The 14,039-nt window shown below is 44.1% G+C and carries 15 protein-coding genes; 8 read left to right on the forward strand and 7 right to left on the reverse strand.

Annotated features, from left to right (window positions below; translation table 11 throughout):
• Positions 1-364: 364 nt before the first annotated feature.
• The 3 genes from QUA50_RS00055 to QUA50_RS00065 form a co-directional block, all read right to left on the reverse strand.
• Positions 365-949: a Uma2 family endonuclease gene (locus QUA50_RS00055; RefSeq protein ID WP_333258994.1), complete on the reverse strand. Its 585-nt coding sequence runs from the start codon at positions 947-949 to the stop codon at positions 365-367.
• Positions 950-1,019: 70 nt separating this feature from the next.
• The gene (locus tag QUA50_RS00060; RefSeq protein WP_333258992.1) at positions 1,020-1,868 is read right to left on the reverse strand and encodes a phosphatase domain-containing protein; all 849 of its coding nucleotides are present in this window, start codon (positions 1,866-1,868) and stop codon (positions 1,020-1,022) included.
• A 57-nt stretch (positions 1,869-1,925) separates the two neighbouring features.
• On the reverse strand, positions 1,926-3,011 hold the full coding sequence (locus tag QUA50_RS00065) for a T4 RnlA family RNA ligase (protein ID WP_333258990.1): 1,086 nt from the start codon (positions 3,009-3,011) through the stop codon (positions 1,926-1,928).
• A 291-nt stretch (positions 3,012-3,302) separates the two neighbouring features.
• Here QUA50_RS00065 and QUA50_RS00070 point away from each other — a divergent pair, with 291 nt between their 5' ends.
• On the forward strand, positions 3,303-3,863 hold the full coding sequence (locus QUA50_RS00070) for a hypothetical protein (RefSeq protein ID WP_333258988.1): 561 nt from the start codon (positions 3,303-3,305) through the stop codon (positions 3,861-3,863).
• Between the two features lie 103 nt (positions 3,864-3,966).
• Positions 3,967-5,019: a hypothetical protein gene (locus QUA50_RS00075; RefSeq protein WP_333258986.1), complete on the forward strand. Its 1,053-nt coding sequence runs from the start codon at positions 3,967-3,969 to the stop codon at positions 5,017-5,019.
• Between the two features lie 306 nt (positions 5,020-5,325).
• Here QUA50_RS00075 and QUA50_RS00080 read toward each other — a convergent pair whose 3' ends face one another.
• Positions 5,326-5,472 (reverse strand): hypothetical protein, encoded by a 147-nt coding sequence (locus QUA50_RS00080; RefSeq protein WP_333258984.1) that lies wholly within the window; start codon positions 5,470-5,472, stop codon positions 5,326-5,328.
• A gap of 219 nt (positions 5,473-5,691) precedes the next feature.
• Between QUA50_RS00080 and hemC the strand changes: the two genes are divergently transcribed.
• The 3 genes from hemC (at position 5,692) to glgA (ending at position 9,727) form a co-directional block, all read left to right on the forward strand.
• The gene (hemC, locus tag QUA50_RS00085) at positions 5,692-6,663 is read left to right on the forward strand and encodes a hydroxymethylbilane synthase (RefSeq protein ID WP_333258982.1); all 972 of its coding nucleotides are present in this window, start codon (positions 5,692-5,694) and stop codon (positions 6,661-6,663) included.
• Positions 6,664-7,019: 356 nt separating this feature from the next.
• Entirely contained in the window at positions 7,020-7,844 is an 825-nt protein-coding gene (locus QUA50_RS00090; protein WP_333258980.1) for a S1C family serine protease, read from the forward strand.
• 455 nt (positions 7,845-8,299) lie between these two features.
• Positions 8,300-9,727, forward strand: coding sequence for a glycogen synthase GlgA (glgA, locus tag QUA50_RS00095; RefSeq protein ID WP_333258978.1), 1,428 nt, complete (start codon positions 8,300-8,302; stop codon positions 9,725-9,727).
• A 392-nt stretch (positions 9,728-10,119) separates the two neighbouring features.
• Here glgA and QUA50_RS00100 read toward each other — a convergent pair whose 3' ends face one another.
• The 3 genes from QUA50_RS00100 to QUA50_RS00110 form a co-directional block, all read right to left on the reverse strand.
• On the reverse strand, positions 10,120-10,548 hold the full coding sequence (locus QUA50_RS00100; protein WP_333258976.1) for a DUF1824 family protein: 429 nt from the start codon (positions 10,546-10,548) through the stop codon (positions 10,120-10,122).
• A 220-nt stretch (positions 10,549-10,768) separates the two neighbouring features.
• Positions 10,769-11,449 (reverse strand): ribonuclease III, encoded by a 681-nt coding sequence (gene rnc, locus QUA50_RS00105; RefSeq protein ID WP_333258974.1) that lies wholly within the window; start codon positions 11,447-11,449, stop codon positions 10,769-10,771.
• Positions 11,450-11,629: 180 nt separating this feature from the next.
• Complete coding sequence (locus tag QUA50_RS00110; protein WP_333258972.1) at positions 11,630-12,130, reverse strand: NYN domain-containing protein; 501 nt, start codon at positions 12,128-12,130, stop codon at positions 11,630-11,632.
• Positions 12,131-12,718: 588 nt separating this feature from the next.
• Between QUA50_RS00110 and QUA50_RS00115 the strand changes: the two genes are divergently transcribed.
• The 3 genes from QUA50_RS00115 (at position 12,719) to QUA50_RS00125 (ending at position 13,923) form a co-directional block, all read left to right on the forward strand.
• Entirely contained in the window at positions 12,719-13,066 is a 348-nt protein-coding gene (locus QUA50_RS00115; protein ID WP_333258970.1) for a hypothetical protein, read from the forward strand.
• An 86-nt stretch (positions 13,067-13,152) separates the two neighbouring features.
• Positions 13,153-13,407 (forward strand): hypothetical protein, encoded by a 255-nt coding sequence (locus QUA50_RS00120; RefSeq protein ID WP_015176458.1) that lies wholly within the window; start codon positions 13,153-13,155, stop codon positions 13,405-13,407.
• Positions 13,408-13,779: 372 nt separating this feature from the next.
• The gene (locus QUA50_RS00125) at positions 13,780-13,923 is read left to right on the forward strand and encodes a chlorophyll a/b-binding protein (protein WP_096831166.1); all 144 of its coding nucleotides are present in this window, start codon (positions 13,780-13,782) and stop codon (positions 13,921-13,923) included.
• Positions 13,924-14,039: the final 116 nt, after the last annotated feature.

The raw sequence follows: 14,039 nt of genomic DNA on the forward strand, positions 1-14,039 counted from the left end.
CCGCCCCCACCAGTCATCACCAGATAAAATTGGGATAAAACAATGAACCGTAGGGGCGGGTTCACCAACCATCTATGGAAAAAATTAATAATCTCCTAAACCCGCCCCCACCAGTCATCACCAGATAAAATTGGGATAAAACAATGAACCGTAGGGGCGGGTTCACCAACCATCTATGAAAAAAATTAATAATTTCGTAAACCCGCCCCCACCCGATCGCAAATACAAATCTACCCTTAATTTATGGGATAAAATGTTGATGTAAAATTGGGCGTTGGAGGGCGGGTTTATCAGATTGTTTGATTTGTGTTAAAGATTTCGGTGAACCCGCCCCTACAGAGATTGCGGTTTTCAATATTCCCATTTACGTTTCTGTTTCTGTTTCAAATCCCACACCTTCATACAAAAGTGCGATCGGCAAATCAAACTCAATGCTTGATAAAGTGATAATCTCCCCAGCCGTGTAAGAATAGTACAGCCACATTCTCCCCTCTCCCCGACAGTAACGCTCAACAAAAATCTTTTGTGAATCAATCAAGATATACTCTTGCAAAGTCGGAATTTTTAGGTAACAAGTGAATTTTTCATCCCGATCTTTAGCACTTGTACTGGGAGAAAGAACTTCCACAATGATTTTAGGATTCTGAATGAAGTTGCGGGAATTTAAGTCTTGAGGGTCGCAACTGACTATCACGTCGGGGTAGTAGTAACGGCTTTGAAAACTGACTTGCAATTTCACATCTGACACGTTCATCCGACAGCCTCTGGAACGTATATGTGGGCGCAATGCAGTGTAAAAGTTGAGTGCCAGATCGTTATGGGGAATTGTACTGCCTGTCATGGCAAAAACTTCGCCGTTGACATATTCGTGGCGAATCTCTTGTTGAGCTTCCCATTCGAGATATTCCTCAACCGTCATTTTTTGTGGTTCTTGCGGAATGGCTATCATAACAAAATTTTTTGTAATGTTACTTTGATTGTAGCATGAGGCCTGGGACAATTGTCAGAAAAACCATAGGTCAAAAATCCCCTTCATCTACTTGGAATACCGTCAATCCCAAGCTTCTCCACATATCAACAACTTGCTGGCGATCGTCTAACACAAATTTAATGTTATACTTCCCATCAATATGCTGCCGATAGAATTCCTCCTTAATCAGAGAATCCTTCCTCATATCTCCCGTTTTCCGCATATAAAGAGCAGCATAATTGACATCGTACTGCTGCAACCATTTTTCAGTTTGAGGCTGACAATCATCTGTGCGGCCCGACACTACAATAATATTAGCGCTGGTTTGCCACTTGCGAACGGTATCTAAAACTGGCGGATTGGGCAAATCGCGATCGCACGTAGAAGCATCAAAAGGATTTCTGCCGTTGAGAAGCGCTAATGTGCCGTCCATATCCACAATAATTGCATCCCGCAAATCCGGGTTATATTCCGGCGGCACAACGGGAACCCGCACGTACTTATTGTACATCTTCACAATCACATCTTTGCCCACCGAATTAAGTCTTTTCAAATCCCGTTTAATACATTCCTCAACCGGAACTTGCAGGAAAGAATCATTAACTTCGACAACAGCTTTACCTTTAACCAACTCCTTGATATGCTCGATGTGAGGTCCAAAATTAGTATCATCAACAATGACGTGCTTGCCGCTTTCCAAAGCCATCAAAATAATCGTATCTCTCAACTGCACAATAAACTTTTCGTTCGCCGGCGACCAATGAGAAGCGTGAGCCATTTCTCGCAGCAAATCTTTATTCGTGCGAACCCATCTAGCAGGTTCAGACAGCAGCAATTCCCTAGCAAATTGAGATTTTCCCGAAGCAGGCAAACCGACAAGGACAATAACTCTTTTCATGCTAATTAATACTTGGTAATTTCGTTCGGTTGCTGAGCGAAGTAGAAACAATTTATTTTACAAACCTAAATGGATGTAATCTAAGCCCAATAATTCCTCCATCTTATTGATAGTAACATCGCGGAGAGCTTCTTTCACTCCCGCAACTCTGCCGGCGCGCAAGGAAAACAAAATCCCGGAATACGGCAAATGTTTCACAGCTAAGGCAAAATCTTTCTGAACTTCAATATGTTTGTGCTGTCGGTAAACCTCCTCGATTTCTTCAACCAAACATTGATATTTTTCCTTAACTTTTTGATACAACTCAGTCCACTCAGGAAAATAAGCTAAAAACTCTTCTCCTTCATTAGTTATAACAATCTCGATCATCCTGCGGGTCGAAAACCCTTCGCGCAGATGGGAAATTGCGACATATTGCGGAGACTTTACTTTAACTCGGTTGAAGTTAGCATCGCAGATAATATACCCTTCCGAATTCATCGGATCTAAATGTTGAGCCGCTTCGATAACTTCTTTCCAGCTAGTTAAAGGATAGGATGCGACCAATTCCCAGCCGTATTTATTAGCCCAAATACTCGGATCGGTTTCTAGCAGCGTTTGAGTGTTGCGAACCCCGTGCAGCACGATTTGATTGTTTGGCTGCTGGACAACTATTCTATTGTAAGGCGTCATCAACTCAAAGATAAAACACTGGTCGGTTTCTTGTGGCAATTGATATCCCAATTCTTGCCAAACTTTCCAAAAAAGCTCTGCAAAAGTGAATCCAAAACCGTTAACTTCGCCGGCGGCGTCGGGAGTGCCGCTAGATTGCACTCTCCATTCTCCCTTGTAAAAATACAGTACAGTCAAAGAACCGTCTAGTTTTTGGTAAACTTTGGCATTTGTCCAATCAATTGCAGCGGCGTGAATTTCTCCGTAATTAAAAAATTTGTCGTAGGGATAAGAAACTATCTGCCAATCTTGAGATGAATCTAAAATAATGCCTCGGCACTGCTGGACTATTTTTTCGCCCAAGGGAGATTCTATCTGCGAGTATTTCAGACATACTAAATCGGGATATTGGCGGTGGCGGGTAACTTTGATATGATAAGTTTCGGACAAGGTTTCCAATCCGTACTGGCGCAAATACTCTTGCAGTTCCACAATCGACTCCTAAATTGCTCGCCTTCTCTATATTATATATAGCAATCCTTGCAGGAGTCGTAAATTTTTTACCCCACCCCAGCCGTCCCCTTAGTAAGGGGAGGGAGTAAAAAATTCACAAATGATTTAGCATCGCTATATGACTTCATATTCTGGCAACTTTGTCAAGACAGTAAAAAAACATTTTTCCCGGAAAAGCGAGTGTTAATTTTGTATTTTGAATTATGGTTGTACATAGGTGAATGCGGTTCGCCGCCCAACTAAACTCTTGGAATATTGAGGGAAAAGACCGTGAAGAAGAAATTATTACTTTTGGCTGCTTCGGCTGGTGTATTGACTGCTTTAGTACCTCTCTCCGTTGTTTTTGGATCTTCGCAATTGTCGCAGCGACAATCGGGAACAACACAAATTGCTCGAGGAGACACTGCGGTTCCGGTAAGTGAAATTTTGCCAAAGTTAAAAGGCAAAACGCAAGTGCCTATTTTTATTCCCAGCAGGATTCCGCTTTCCCAAAAAATGTACTATCCAACTACAGCACAAGCAAACAGCTATGCTATTTCTATCGACTATACAGCAGATTGCGGCGGTACGACTGCTTGCACTTTTGGGTCTATTCAAGGTCAAAAAGGCGGGAAGTTTACTACAAAACTAGAAGGGGTAACTAAGACGTTAAAAAATGTCAAACTTGCGGGCGGACTGAACGGAGTTTTTCATAACGGTTGTGGGGCTTACTGCACGGCAACTCTTCAGTGGAAAAATCAGGGTTTTATGTATACCGTCGCTATTAAGAACGGACGAGAACCTGATTTAATTTTAATAGCAAATTCTGCTATTCAAGCTGGGAAGCGTTAAGTTTTGGTAAGGGCGGGCAAAGATTATTTAAATTTCTCCAACTCCTCTTTCCAAAGCTGGCGAAGCAAGACAAAATGGTTGTGATGTCTACAGGGAAATCAGGATGAGGGGAAGATGGCTATTTGCGGCGATTTTTGCTGGTGTGGTGACTGCTTTTACGATTCCCTACCCTTCGGGAACCCCTGCGGGGAAGGGGATAGCTTCGCTTCACGCACTTTTGACGCCAAACTCAGCGTTAGCAAGGACTCAACTCCCGATTACAGAAATCCGCTGGTTTAATTTTTCCCCTGAAGATAGCTGGCAACCGATACAATTTATTGTACCCGATCGCCACACTGCAAAATCTGGCGGCGGCGGTAAGTTGCGGTTGTACGATGTTCATATTGCCAAGATGTTTGAGATTTCTCATTTTCTGTGCGATCGCGATCGTGCTTCTGAAGGTTACAATTGGTCTTATCAAGCGGAAAATGGCAATATTGAGATGGGACGCTTCAAAATTAGCTGCAATCTTGCCCGTTCCACAGCCAAAGCTTACGGCTTAGGTAAACCTGAAATTACAGTGATTCGCCGCAGCTTCAACCAGAAAAATAGTCGCCCTTCTTTTGCGCTAGAAAAATACTCTATTCCAACTTTGAAGATAGCTAAAAATAGAGTTTTGCAGTGGAGAAATTTTGTGCAAGAGTTTCCCCCACTCCCCGATAATCCAGGTACAAACCAAGCTAACAGTATTTTTCCTGCGAGTAACATCTTTCGGCAAATCAAAGGCAAAACGCGAGTGCCTGTTTTTCTTCCGAGTAGACTTCCTTTATCAGACATTCAGCAAGTTGATTTTGATGTGCAAGCGGGGGCCCACGGTTACATTGTGGGAATGTATTTAGGCAAAGGATGCCGTGCCGGAGCCTGTTATTTCGGCACAATCGAAGCTAAAAGAAATGAACCGTTTTCGCCTCCTTCGCGATTGCCGCAGGATACTTACAGAAGCGTTGAATTGGCCGGCGGATTCAGGGGAATTTATTTCAATAGTTGCGGTGCTTACTGCACTGCTTTTGTTGAGTGGCAAAGGCTGGGGGTGCTGTACCGAATCACCAGGAAAAACGCACGCCAGCAAGAAGTTATCCAGATAGCAAATTCTGCACTTCAAGCAGGACAGCGTTAATACCATTTTAGATTTTAGATTTTAGATTTTAGATTTGGTAATGGCTATCACTAGACTCCTATTGCATTCATTTGCAAACAATCTAGAAATTATCTGCGTTTATCTGTGTTTATCTGCCTTGCATCTGCGCTAGATCGATCGAAGATATATGCAATAAGTCTACTTTTTATGCTAAGCTGTTTGGTGGCTTGAGAAGTACGATCGCACTTTCGATCGCCCTTTTCCCCTCGCCACTACATTTCTCTCCCCAAATCCCCCAACCTTTGAGCTAATTCTTTCTCGCTGCCGCTAAGCTAACTCCTCATGTCAACCAGGTTCATCCGGCTCGACCCTAAGTAAATCGTACATCGCCGGCAGCCTTTGCTTCGGAATGTCGATCGCCCCCATGCCAGCGACTCCCAATGCTGGATGGGAAACATCATCAAGAATCACTGCTACGGGCAGTCCTACCATTTTAGATTTTAGATTTTAGATTTTAGATTGGCAATGGCTTATTATGTAAAGGTTTGGAGCTTGCCTACCGTTGCATCCTTTTTTCAAACAGGCGGTCAAAATCTGGTATGTCTATTTTATCGCCCGAATTATCCCAACCAGCAATTAAAGTCCCCACCTGCGGTACGCTAGATCAGGTGAATATATTGGCTGATTTCAAGCTATCCTCCGATCGATCTTATGTCCCCAACCACATCTGCCCCTTCCCGAACCGTTCGCATCGGTTCCCGCAAAAGCCAACTCGCTCTCGTGCAAACCCACTGGGTGCAAGAACAGCTACAGAAACACTTCCCGCAACACACTTTTGAAGTCCACACCATGTCCACCCAAGGGGACATAATTCTTGATGTCGCCCTCGCTAAAATTGGCGATAAAGGACTTTTCACCAAAGAATTAGAAACGGGAATGATTAACAATGAAACGGACTTTGCCGTTCATTCCCTCAAAGATTTGCCTACCAATTTACCCGAAGGTTTAATTTTAGGATGCGTCACCGAACGGGAAAATCCCGCTGACGCCCTGGTAGTTCACTCCAAGCACAAAGACAAGCAACTAGACACCCTGCCTGAAGGTTCAGTAATCGGCACTTCTTCCCTGCGGCGGCTGGCTCAACTTCGCCATCATTTCCCTCATTTTGAATTTAAAGATATTCGCGGCAATCTCAATACTAGACTCGCTAAATTAGATGAGGGCGGTTACGACGCGATTATTTTAGCAGTTGCGGGATTGGAAAGATTGGGAATGGGCGATCGCATCCACCAAATTATCCCTGCTGAAATCTCCCTTCACGCCGTCGGACAAGGTGCTTTGGGCATCGAATGCCGCGCCGGAGACACAGAAATCATGGCACTGATTAAAGCTCTCGAACACTCGGAAACAGCCCAAAGATGTTATGCTGAACGCGCATTTCTGCGGGAATTAGAAGGCGGCTGTCAAGTGCCGATCGGCGTCAATACCAAAATAGAAAACGGTCAATTAACCTTAACCGGAATGGTATCGAGTCTCGACGGCAAGCAATTCGTCAAAGATAGTGTTTCCGGCGCCGCCGAGACTGCTGAAATGATCGGAATTGACCTCGCTCACCGCCTGCGCCAACAGGGTGCTAGTGCAATTTTGGAGGAAATATTTGTCCAAGTTCAACGTGGTTCATAAAACCGCTCCGCATCTCTTTGTTAATGCTTTTAGACGCGATATATCGCCTTTTGTAAAATAAAAATAACAGGCGGTTTGCTTTGGCAAAACAGGTAGAGTAGCAGTCTGATTGTAGATTTTTGATGGGATTTTAGGTAGGACTTGCGCGATAGATTTCAAAAATATCTAACTAATTTAGGACGATCCGCACGAGTGTTGAGCAACCCGGTTTCTGATGTAAGTCTCGCTGTATAGCCCAAGATTTATGGTAAAAACCGGTTTTTTTCGTAAGTCCTATAATTATTAACATCCCCATCCACAATCTACAATCAAACATCCAAAATTAATCAGCAATTTATTTCAGGTAAAAGTCAAATATGAGCGCTAGAGAAATTCAATTAAAGCTGGAATTGAAAAAGGTTCAGCAACTCTATAGCAAAATGCAAGCAGACCAACAAGCTTTGCAGAAGCAATTGAAAGAGTTCAAAACTCAAGCCGGAAGTTTTTCGGATGTAGTCGAGCAAGTCTTGCCGTCCGTAGTTTCAATTTACGTCATGGATTGGGATACAGAAGAAGAGATTTCTTCAGGAAGCGGGTTCTTTGTATCGCCGGACATAATTGTCACGAACTATCACGTTGTAGAAGATATTGCCGATGAAGATTACTTCTATGAAGAAGATGAAATCGAACAGGTTTTAGTCGAAACTCACGACGGAAAATTGAGATTGGCAGAGGTGGTGTTTACTGGTAATGCCGAAGAAGATTTAGCATTACTCTTAATTAGCGATTTTACCTTCGACCCGAACACAGGCGAACAAGTGGACTCTCCCCAAGAATATCCTCCCCTAGAGTTGTCTTTTGATGTGAAAGTGGGAGATAGAGTAATTGCTGTAGGCAATCCTTTGGGGCAGTTTGCTTCAACTGTAACTCAAGGTATTGTGAGTGCAATTCGCGAACCAGAGGAATATGAAGAAGGCGACGATGAAGAAGATGTTGCTGAGGTGAAGGTGTTGCAAACTGATGCGGCGATTAATCCTGGAAATTCCGGCGGGCCGTTGATTAATATGGCCGGTCAAGTGGTTGGGGTGAATACGTGGGGATTGGAAGATGCCGACAGTATTAATTTGGCGATCGCCTCTGAAGCTCTGGATGATTTTCTAGCGGGATTTGAAGAAACTTTTGAGGAGGATTCTCAGAATTAGTCGGGAGTTGTCGGTAGATTTTATCCCACATTTAACCACCAATGTATGGGCTGGTTCGCCTAGATATTTGACATCACCGACAAATGATAAAAACCCGCCCATACCCCACCCAGAAATTAAAAATTAATTGTATTTAACGGTGGGGGAAATGGTCGATCGGGGTTATTGGTAGGGTGGGGGCGGGTTTATCAAGATTATCGGTGGGTGGCAAATATTTTGGTGAACCCGCCCCTACAGATTTTATTCAATATTTATCATAAAATCGATCGCTCTTTTGTTCGCCGCAGAGCGCCGCCGATAAACACGGATGGAAAAATGGATCTCGCATTCTTGAGTAAAGTGCGATCGCAGCAGCAACTCAGATTTATAGTTGTTTTTGAAAGACGCGTTAATATTGTGCCGCTCGCCATTTAAACTTAATCTAGACTAACAATCTCAAGGAACACAAAAAAATAATGCGTATTTTATTTGTATCCGCCGAAGCATCACCCCTCGCCAAAGTGGGCGGTATGGGCGATGTCGTCGGCGCTTTGCCGAAATTTCTGCGGCGCATGGGCCACGATGTCCGCATCTTCATGCCCTACTACGGTTTCATCCCCGACAAAATGGACGTTCCCAAAAAACCTGTTTGGGATGGGTCTGCCATGTTCCAAAGCTTCTCGGTGTTTGAAACTGTTTTGCCTGGAACCGATGTACCTTTATACTTATTACAACATCCATCTTTCTTGCCGCGCCGCGTTTACGGCGGTGTAGATGAAGATTGGAGGTTCACTTTCTTTGCCAATGCTGCTGCTGAATTTGCCTGGAATCATTGGAAGCCCCAAATTATCCACTGTCACGACTGGCATACGGGGATGATACCTGTTTGGATGAGCCAAGACCCCGATATCAGCACGGTTTTTACTATTCACAATTTAGCTTATCAAGGGCCCTGGCGCTGGCGTTTGGAGCAGATGACTTGGTGTCCTTGGTATATGCAAGGTCACAATACAATGGCTGCCGCAGTACAGTTTGCCGATCGAGTAAATACAGTTTCGCCGACTTACGCCGATCAAATTAAAACCCCAGCTTACGGGGAAACTTTGGAAGGCTTGCTTTCTTACATAGGCGGCAAAGTTTCGGGCATTTTGAACGGAATTGATACAGAATCTTACAACCCAGAAACTGACAAGTACCTCCATCAACAATTCAGTGTCGATACTATTGAAAAGCGCCCAGCTAACAAAATTGCCCTGCAAGAAGAAGTCGGTTTGGAAGTGAATAAAGGTGCCTTTTTAATGGGCATGGTGACGCGGCTGGTAGAACAGAAGGGGCTGGATTTGATAATTCAAATGCTCGATCGGTTCATGGCCTATACCGACGCTCAATTTATTGTACTCGGAACGGGCGATCGCTACTACGAAACCCAACTTTGGCAAATGACAGCCCGCTATCCAGGCCGGATGTCCACCCAATTACTCTACAACGAAGCCCTCTCCCGCCGCGTTTACGCAGGCTGCGACACCTTCCTGATGCCCAGCCGTTTCGAGCCCTGCGGCATCAGCCAAATGCTAGCCCTCCGCTACGGGTGCGTGCCAATGGTTCGCCGCACCGGCGGTTTAGTCGATACCGTTTCCCACCACAACCCGATCGACAATACCGGTACCGGTTACTGTTTCGATCGCTACGAACCCCTCGATTTGTTCACCTGCATGATCAGAACTTGGGAAGGTTTCCGCTACAAAGATAAGTGGAGAGAACTGCAACAGCGCGGCATGAGAGAAGATTTTAGCTGGGATATTTCGGCCCGGAAATACATCAACTTGTACAGCGATATTTTGGGACTGCCACCTGAAGGAACCGCACCGGAACCAGAGGCAGAATTGATCGTTGGTAAAGGTTAATCTTCGTAAGGTGCGTCAGTCGCTGTTTGATTCAACTTACATATTGCACCCTTCTCAAAAACGGGCTCTCCGGCCCGTTCCACAAAAGATAAATTTTCTCGCTTCACAGGCCGGAAAGCCTGTTCCTAAAAGGCTAATTGAGAATGGTGCAACATATGAGATTCAACTGAACCGAAGGGCGGGCTGACGCACCCTACAGCTTAGTCAGCAGTCAGTCAATCAATTTTAGATTTTAGATTTTAGATTAAAGAATTGAAGCATTGACGCCACGGATAAATTCGGGGGCTTGTATCCTGGATGCTTTCAGTCGGTTTTTGATTCAATTTAGTCGATCGACTGACTACTGACTACGGACTACGGACTACTGACTACTGAGAAATTAATCAACGAAATTAATCAACAAATAAATCGAGAGGTAAATGACCGTAAGTGCCAGTAACTCCACCTTCCGAGGAAGATTGACACGAAATCAAAACGCCCCGGTAAGTTCCGGGATAGCCATCAACATAATACGACCCCTTCAAAGTATTGAACTTAATATAAACCGAACCAGCAAAGGTCGAGACAGCATTGGGATCTAAAACAGCTTGATATCCCAAAGCTTTCAAATAAGCTTCTAAAGCTAAAAACCCCTCCTCCGTCGAAGAAGCGCACACTCCCAACATTTGATAATCCGACAAACTTGCTACCAGCAAAATCGCTTGACGCAGCGCCTGTTTTTCCAGAGGCGATGCTACAGATTGCATATCCAGACAAGTGAAATCTTTGAGGATTTGCTGTGCTTCTTCAACAGTTAGGGTAGTCGGGTTTTGAGTAGACATGAATTGCTCTGAATATTTCCCAAAATTACGATCGACCATCGGGCACTCGTCAACGAATTTCTGTCATTGCAACCCTCAATCGACGGCGGTAACACTTGCACAAGTCTTGATTATAGCCCATTGTGGACTCTGGCAATCAATTCGGGCGATCGTCTTCGAGGGCTTGCCCAACGCCGGAAGCGCACAAAAAAGCTAGTAGTTTTTACCCCCGTTTTCAAGTTTAGATCAGTCCGCGTTTTTTCAGCTTTGCTAGCGCATCTTCAGCCGCATTTTTCTCAGCATCTTTTTTGCTTTTGCCTTTACCTTCTCCATAGAGTTTCTCTGCAACATAAACTTTAGCGAGAAATTCCGGCTTGTGGGGTGTGCCTCCTGCTTGGAGTGTCACGTATTTGGGGGGAGTCGTGTCACCGTTGGATTGTACCCATTCCTGAAAGCGATTTTTCGAGTCTACAGTCGATCGAGTTTCCACCACATTTTCGGGAACCGAATCAAACATTTGTTGCACAAAGTTGCGAACTTTGTCCATGTCTTGCGTGTCGAGATAGTAAGCGCCAATAAATGCTTCAAAAGTGCTGCTGAGCAAATTAGGATTAGTAATCCCACCTTCTCGATAAGCTCCTTTTCCGAGCCGCATTTTTAAGTCTAAACCTATTTCAGTAGCAAATCGGGCTAATTGTTTTTCATCTACTAATGCAGAACGCCGGCGAGTCAGTTGATCCTCTCCCATTTCTGGATGACGCTGATAGAGATATTCGCCGCTGAGAAAAGTCAGCAAAGCATCGCCGAGAAATTCTAAGCGTTCGTTGTCTTCTTCGCGGAATGTGGGGTTTTCGTTGACGTAGGAACGATGGGTTAGTGCTTGGCGCAGCAGTTTTTCATTTTTGAATTCGGGAAGGGTCATTTGTATTTCTTTTGTTGGATTAGTTAATTGCATGGGAGGTGGGAATGTTTATTTTTTTTTTGGAGTGGGGTGTTATTATGTGGACATGAAAGAGCCGCAGATGGCGGTTGGTTTGGAGAATCTAGTTTATCAAATAAACTGGATTTTTGCTATCTGCGGCGGGGTGAATGTCTAGGAAGTTTAGGCAGTCAGTTTGTAAGTCTCGATCGACTTTGGCAATTCATCGACAAAGTAAAATCCATCCGCAAGCTTTTTGAGATTGTGACTATCATTACCTTTGCGGGCAACAATTATTACCTTCTTCCCCTTTTCATGCAGCTTGCGAATCAAAATTTCACCGTAGCCGTCTCCAGACACAATAATAAATGTGTGTGGGTATAGGCTACTTGACGCCTCGCTGTAGCACTCGCCAAACAAATTAAAGTCTACAGCACCTGTGATTTTTACCGGTTCATGAACAAATTCAAAATCTAGACAGCGTAAAGTTTCTTTTGCTTCCTTATTTTGTTTTTCCCAATTGTTGTAAACTTTGCGGTTGACGACACATCCCAGTCCACTAGCAAAGAGTAATAAATCTTTGGCTAGTTTGTAATGAGAGATATTCTGATAATCCCAATAAATGGAAACTAAAGGCTGAGACTGGCTTTTTTGTTTGCCTGTGGTTCGATGATTGTCTGTCATTGGAGCGTTCCTAAAAAAGGGTGAGCAGACAGCATCAATAAATTACCCATCTAGCACGAAGTATTGTTTTTGGGTTAGCTCAAAAATGAGATCGCCCATTTAACAAATGGCTCTAGTAACAAACTATGAATTTAGTTTGTAGTTGTTTGGTTAGCGTCTCAGCGATACGATGTGTAAACTTCGGCTAGGGGTTCTAAAAACCCGTTGATATACACATTTAAACAAATGTTGTGCCAGCCGAAATAAACCCATCATCCTCGCTGAGACGACTTAACCAACACTCCTTGCTTTTGAATGAGGGTGTTTATCTCAGCTATACTAATTTGATGCTTGCACATTAATTTTAAAATGTCAATGGGTGATCTGATTTATTTTTTGAGCTTGATTTTATGAACGGGACTTATGCGATCCGACAAAAGAAACCGGGTTTTTTATCGAATCTGCGGGATGCAGCGAAGTATTTTCGCAAAAAAACCCGGTTTCTGGCGAATTGTGGGTAAGTCTCAATTCTCAGCTATAGTCTATTAGGGGAAATATTACACCAAATGGGATGATACCATAATCCTAAAACAGTGTAATTTTTACCCTATGTTGCGAACTTGCAGAACGTCGCGACGCGACAAATGGTTTAGCTGGCTGAGTGAGTCAATGGAAGCTTGGGATTTTTGCCGTCGGTGGTTCCACGCCACACAAGAAGAAGAAAAAGCCAGAGGCTGCAAAGCGCGTTGCAACCTGCTTCTGGTAAAGGTTTTAGGCGTTAATATTGATGCCGTCAAGCGGTGGGGGCCGAGTTTTGAAAAAATGCCAGACCACCACAAGCGTACCTTGTCATACGCTGACACGCTGCGAGAGATGATAGAGGTTGCTGGCAAAAATGAAGATTTTTTGGAGGAGGTACTAGAAAGAATCAAAAACAAATCTAAGAAAATAGGGTAATATTTACACTAAGTTGCTGGTGTCAAGCGGGCTGGGTGTTGTATTTTTTGGATGTAGCACTCAACTAGCAAAAGCCTTTAATCACTGTGACACAAAGTTTTTTATCCAATTCCAGCAGCGACGCCATTCAACTTCCCGCCTCCTTGCTAACTCCCGACGCAGCAAATCCTGAGAAAGAACCCCTCAAACATCTGCTGATAGGTTCTCCCCAAGCTGTCAGGAGTACAATTTACCTACTCCACGCGCGCGGGTACGCTGAGGTTGGTGTCTGGAGTCCCCTGCTACCAACTGCTAAAAGTGGTGAGGTGATGAGTATTTTTGTGAAATACCTTCGCATCTAATAGATTCAGATTGCATGGTGCCCCGGAATTATGCTGTGTGCAAAACAATTAGGGTTTGCTCTTCCGGGGCACTCCAGGCGGAGTGTCACTAGATTTTTGCTATTTTATATTAACTAAAAATTATTTTTCAGACATCCTTCGACCCACGCGCCCTGACCTCAGAAACCCGGTTTCTACGAGATTTTGCGACGAGTCACAAAAAATACAAGAAGAAACCGGGTTTCTCGCCTCCGATGCGCCAGCCCCTCTCCCTGCGGGCCCATCCCGCTGAGTTCCGGCATTTAAACAGTAAATGTAAAAATATGTTGCAAACTTTATACTGCTGTGTTAAGTTTAGTTACATAAGGTTGAAATTAAACGAGGTTTATGGTCATGGAAAACAAAGACGCAAAAGTTGGCTTCACTGAGTTTGCTGAAACCTGGAACGGCCGTTTGGCAATGTTGGGCTTCGTTATCGGCCTCGCTACCGAATACATCACCGGTCAAGGCATTCTCTCTCAAATCGGTTTGATGTAATCAGCTCTTCTGCACACAATAGCTGAAATTCAGTCGATCGACCCCATCACAAGTGTACTCATCCCCCCCGCTAATAAGTCCCCTTCACTTCACACGGAAGGGGATTAGTGCATTTT

The sequence above is a fragment of the Microcoleus sp. M2_D5 genome, from assembly GCF_036701935.1.
Classification (GTDB): domain Bacteria; phylum Cyanobacteriota; class Cyanobacteriia; order Cyanobacteriales; family Microcoleaceae; genus Microcoleus.

Excerpts from the sequence above, each read along its gene's own strand:
- QUA50_RS00125 (WP_096831166.1), top strand. The coding sequence starts at position 13,780 with ATGGAAAACAAAGACGCAAAAGTTGGCTTCACTGAGTTTGCTGAAACC.
- QUA50_RS00060 (WP_333258992.1), bottom strand. The coding sequence starts at position 1,868 with ATGAAAAGAGTTATTGTCCTTGTCGGTTTGCCTGCTTCGGGAAAATCT.
- rnc (WP_333258974.1), bottom strand. The coding sequence starts at position 11,449 with ATGACCCTTCCCGAATTCAAAAATGAAAAACTGCTGCGCCAAGCACTA.
- hemC (WP_333258982.1), top strand. The coding sequence starts at position 5,692 with ATGTCCCCAACCACATCTGCCCCTTCCCGAACCGTTCGCATCGGTTCC.
- QUA50_RS00080 (WP_333258984.1), bottom strand. The coding sequence starts at position 5,472 with ATGGTAGGACTGCCCGTAGCAGTGATTCTTGATGATGTTTCCCATCCA.
- QUA50_RS00075 (WP_333258986.1), top strand. The coding sequence starts at position 3,967 with ATGAGGGGAAGATGGCTATTTGCGGCGATTTTTGCTGGTGTGGTGACT.
- QUA50_RS00100 (WP_333258976.1), bottom strand. The coding sequence starts at position 10,548 with ATGTCTACTCAAAACCCGACTACCCTAACTGTTGAAGAAGCACAGCAA.
- QUA50_RS00055 (WP_333258994.1), bottom strand. The coding sequence starts at position 949 with ATGATAGCCATTCCGCAAGAACCACAAAAAATGACGGTTGAGGAATAT.
- QUA50_RS00090 (WP_333258980.1), top strand. The coding sequence starts at position 7,020 with ATGAGCGCTAGAGAAATTCAATTAAAGCTGGAATTGAAAAAGGTTCAG.
- QUA50_RS00115 (WP_333258970.1), top strand. The coding sequence starts at position 12,719 with ATGTTGCGAACTTGCAGAACGTCGCGACGCGACAAATGGTTTAGCTGG.
- glgA (WP_333258978.1), top strand. The coding sequence starts at position 8,300 with ATGCGTATTTTATTTGTATCCGCCGAAGCATCACCCCTCGCCAAAGTG.
- QUA50_RS00110 (WP_333258972.1), bottom strand. The coding sequence starts at position 12,130 with ATGACAGACAATCATCGAACCACAGGCAAACAAAAAAGCCAGTCTCAG.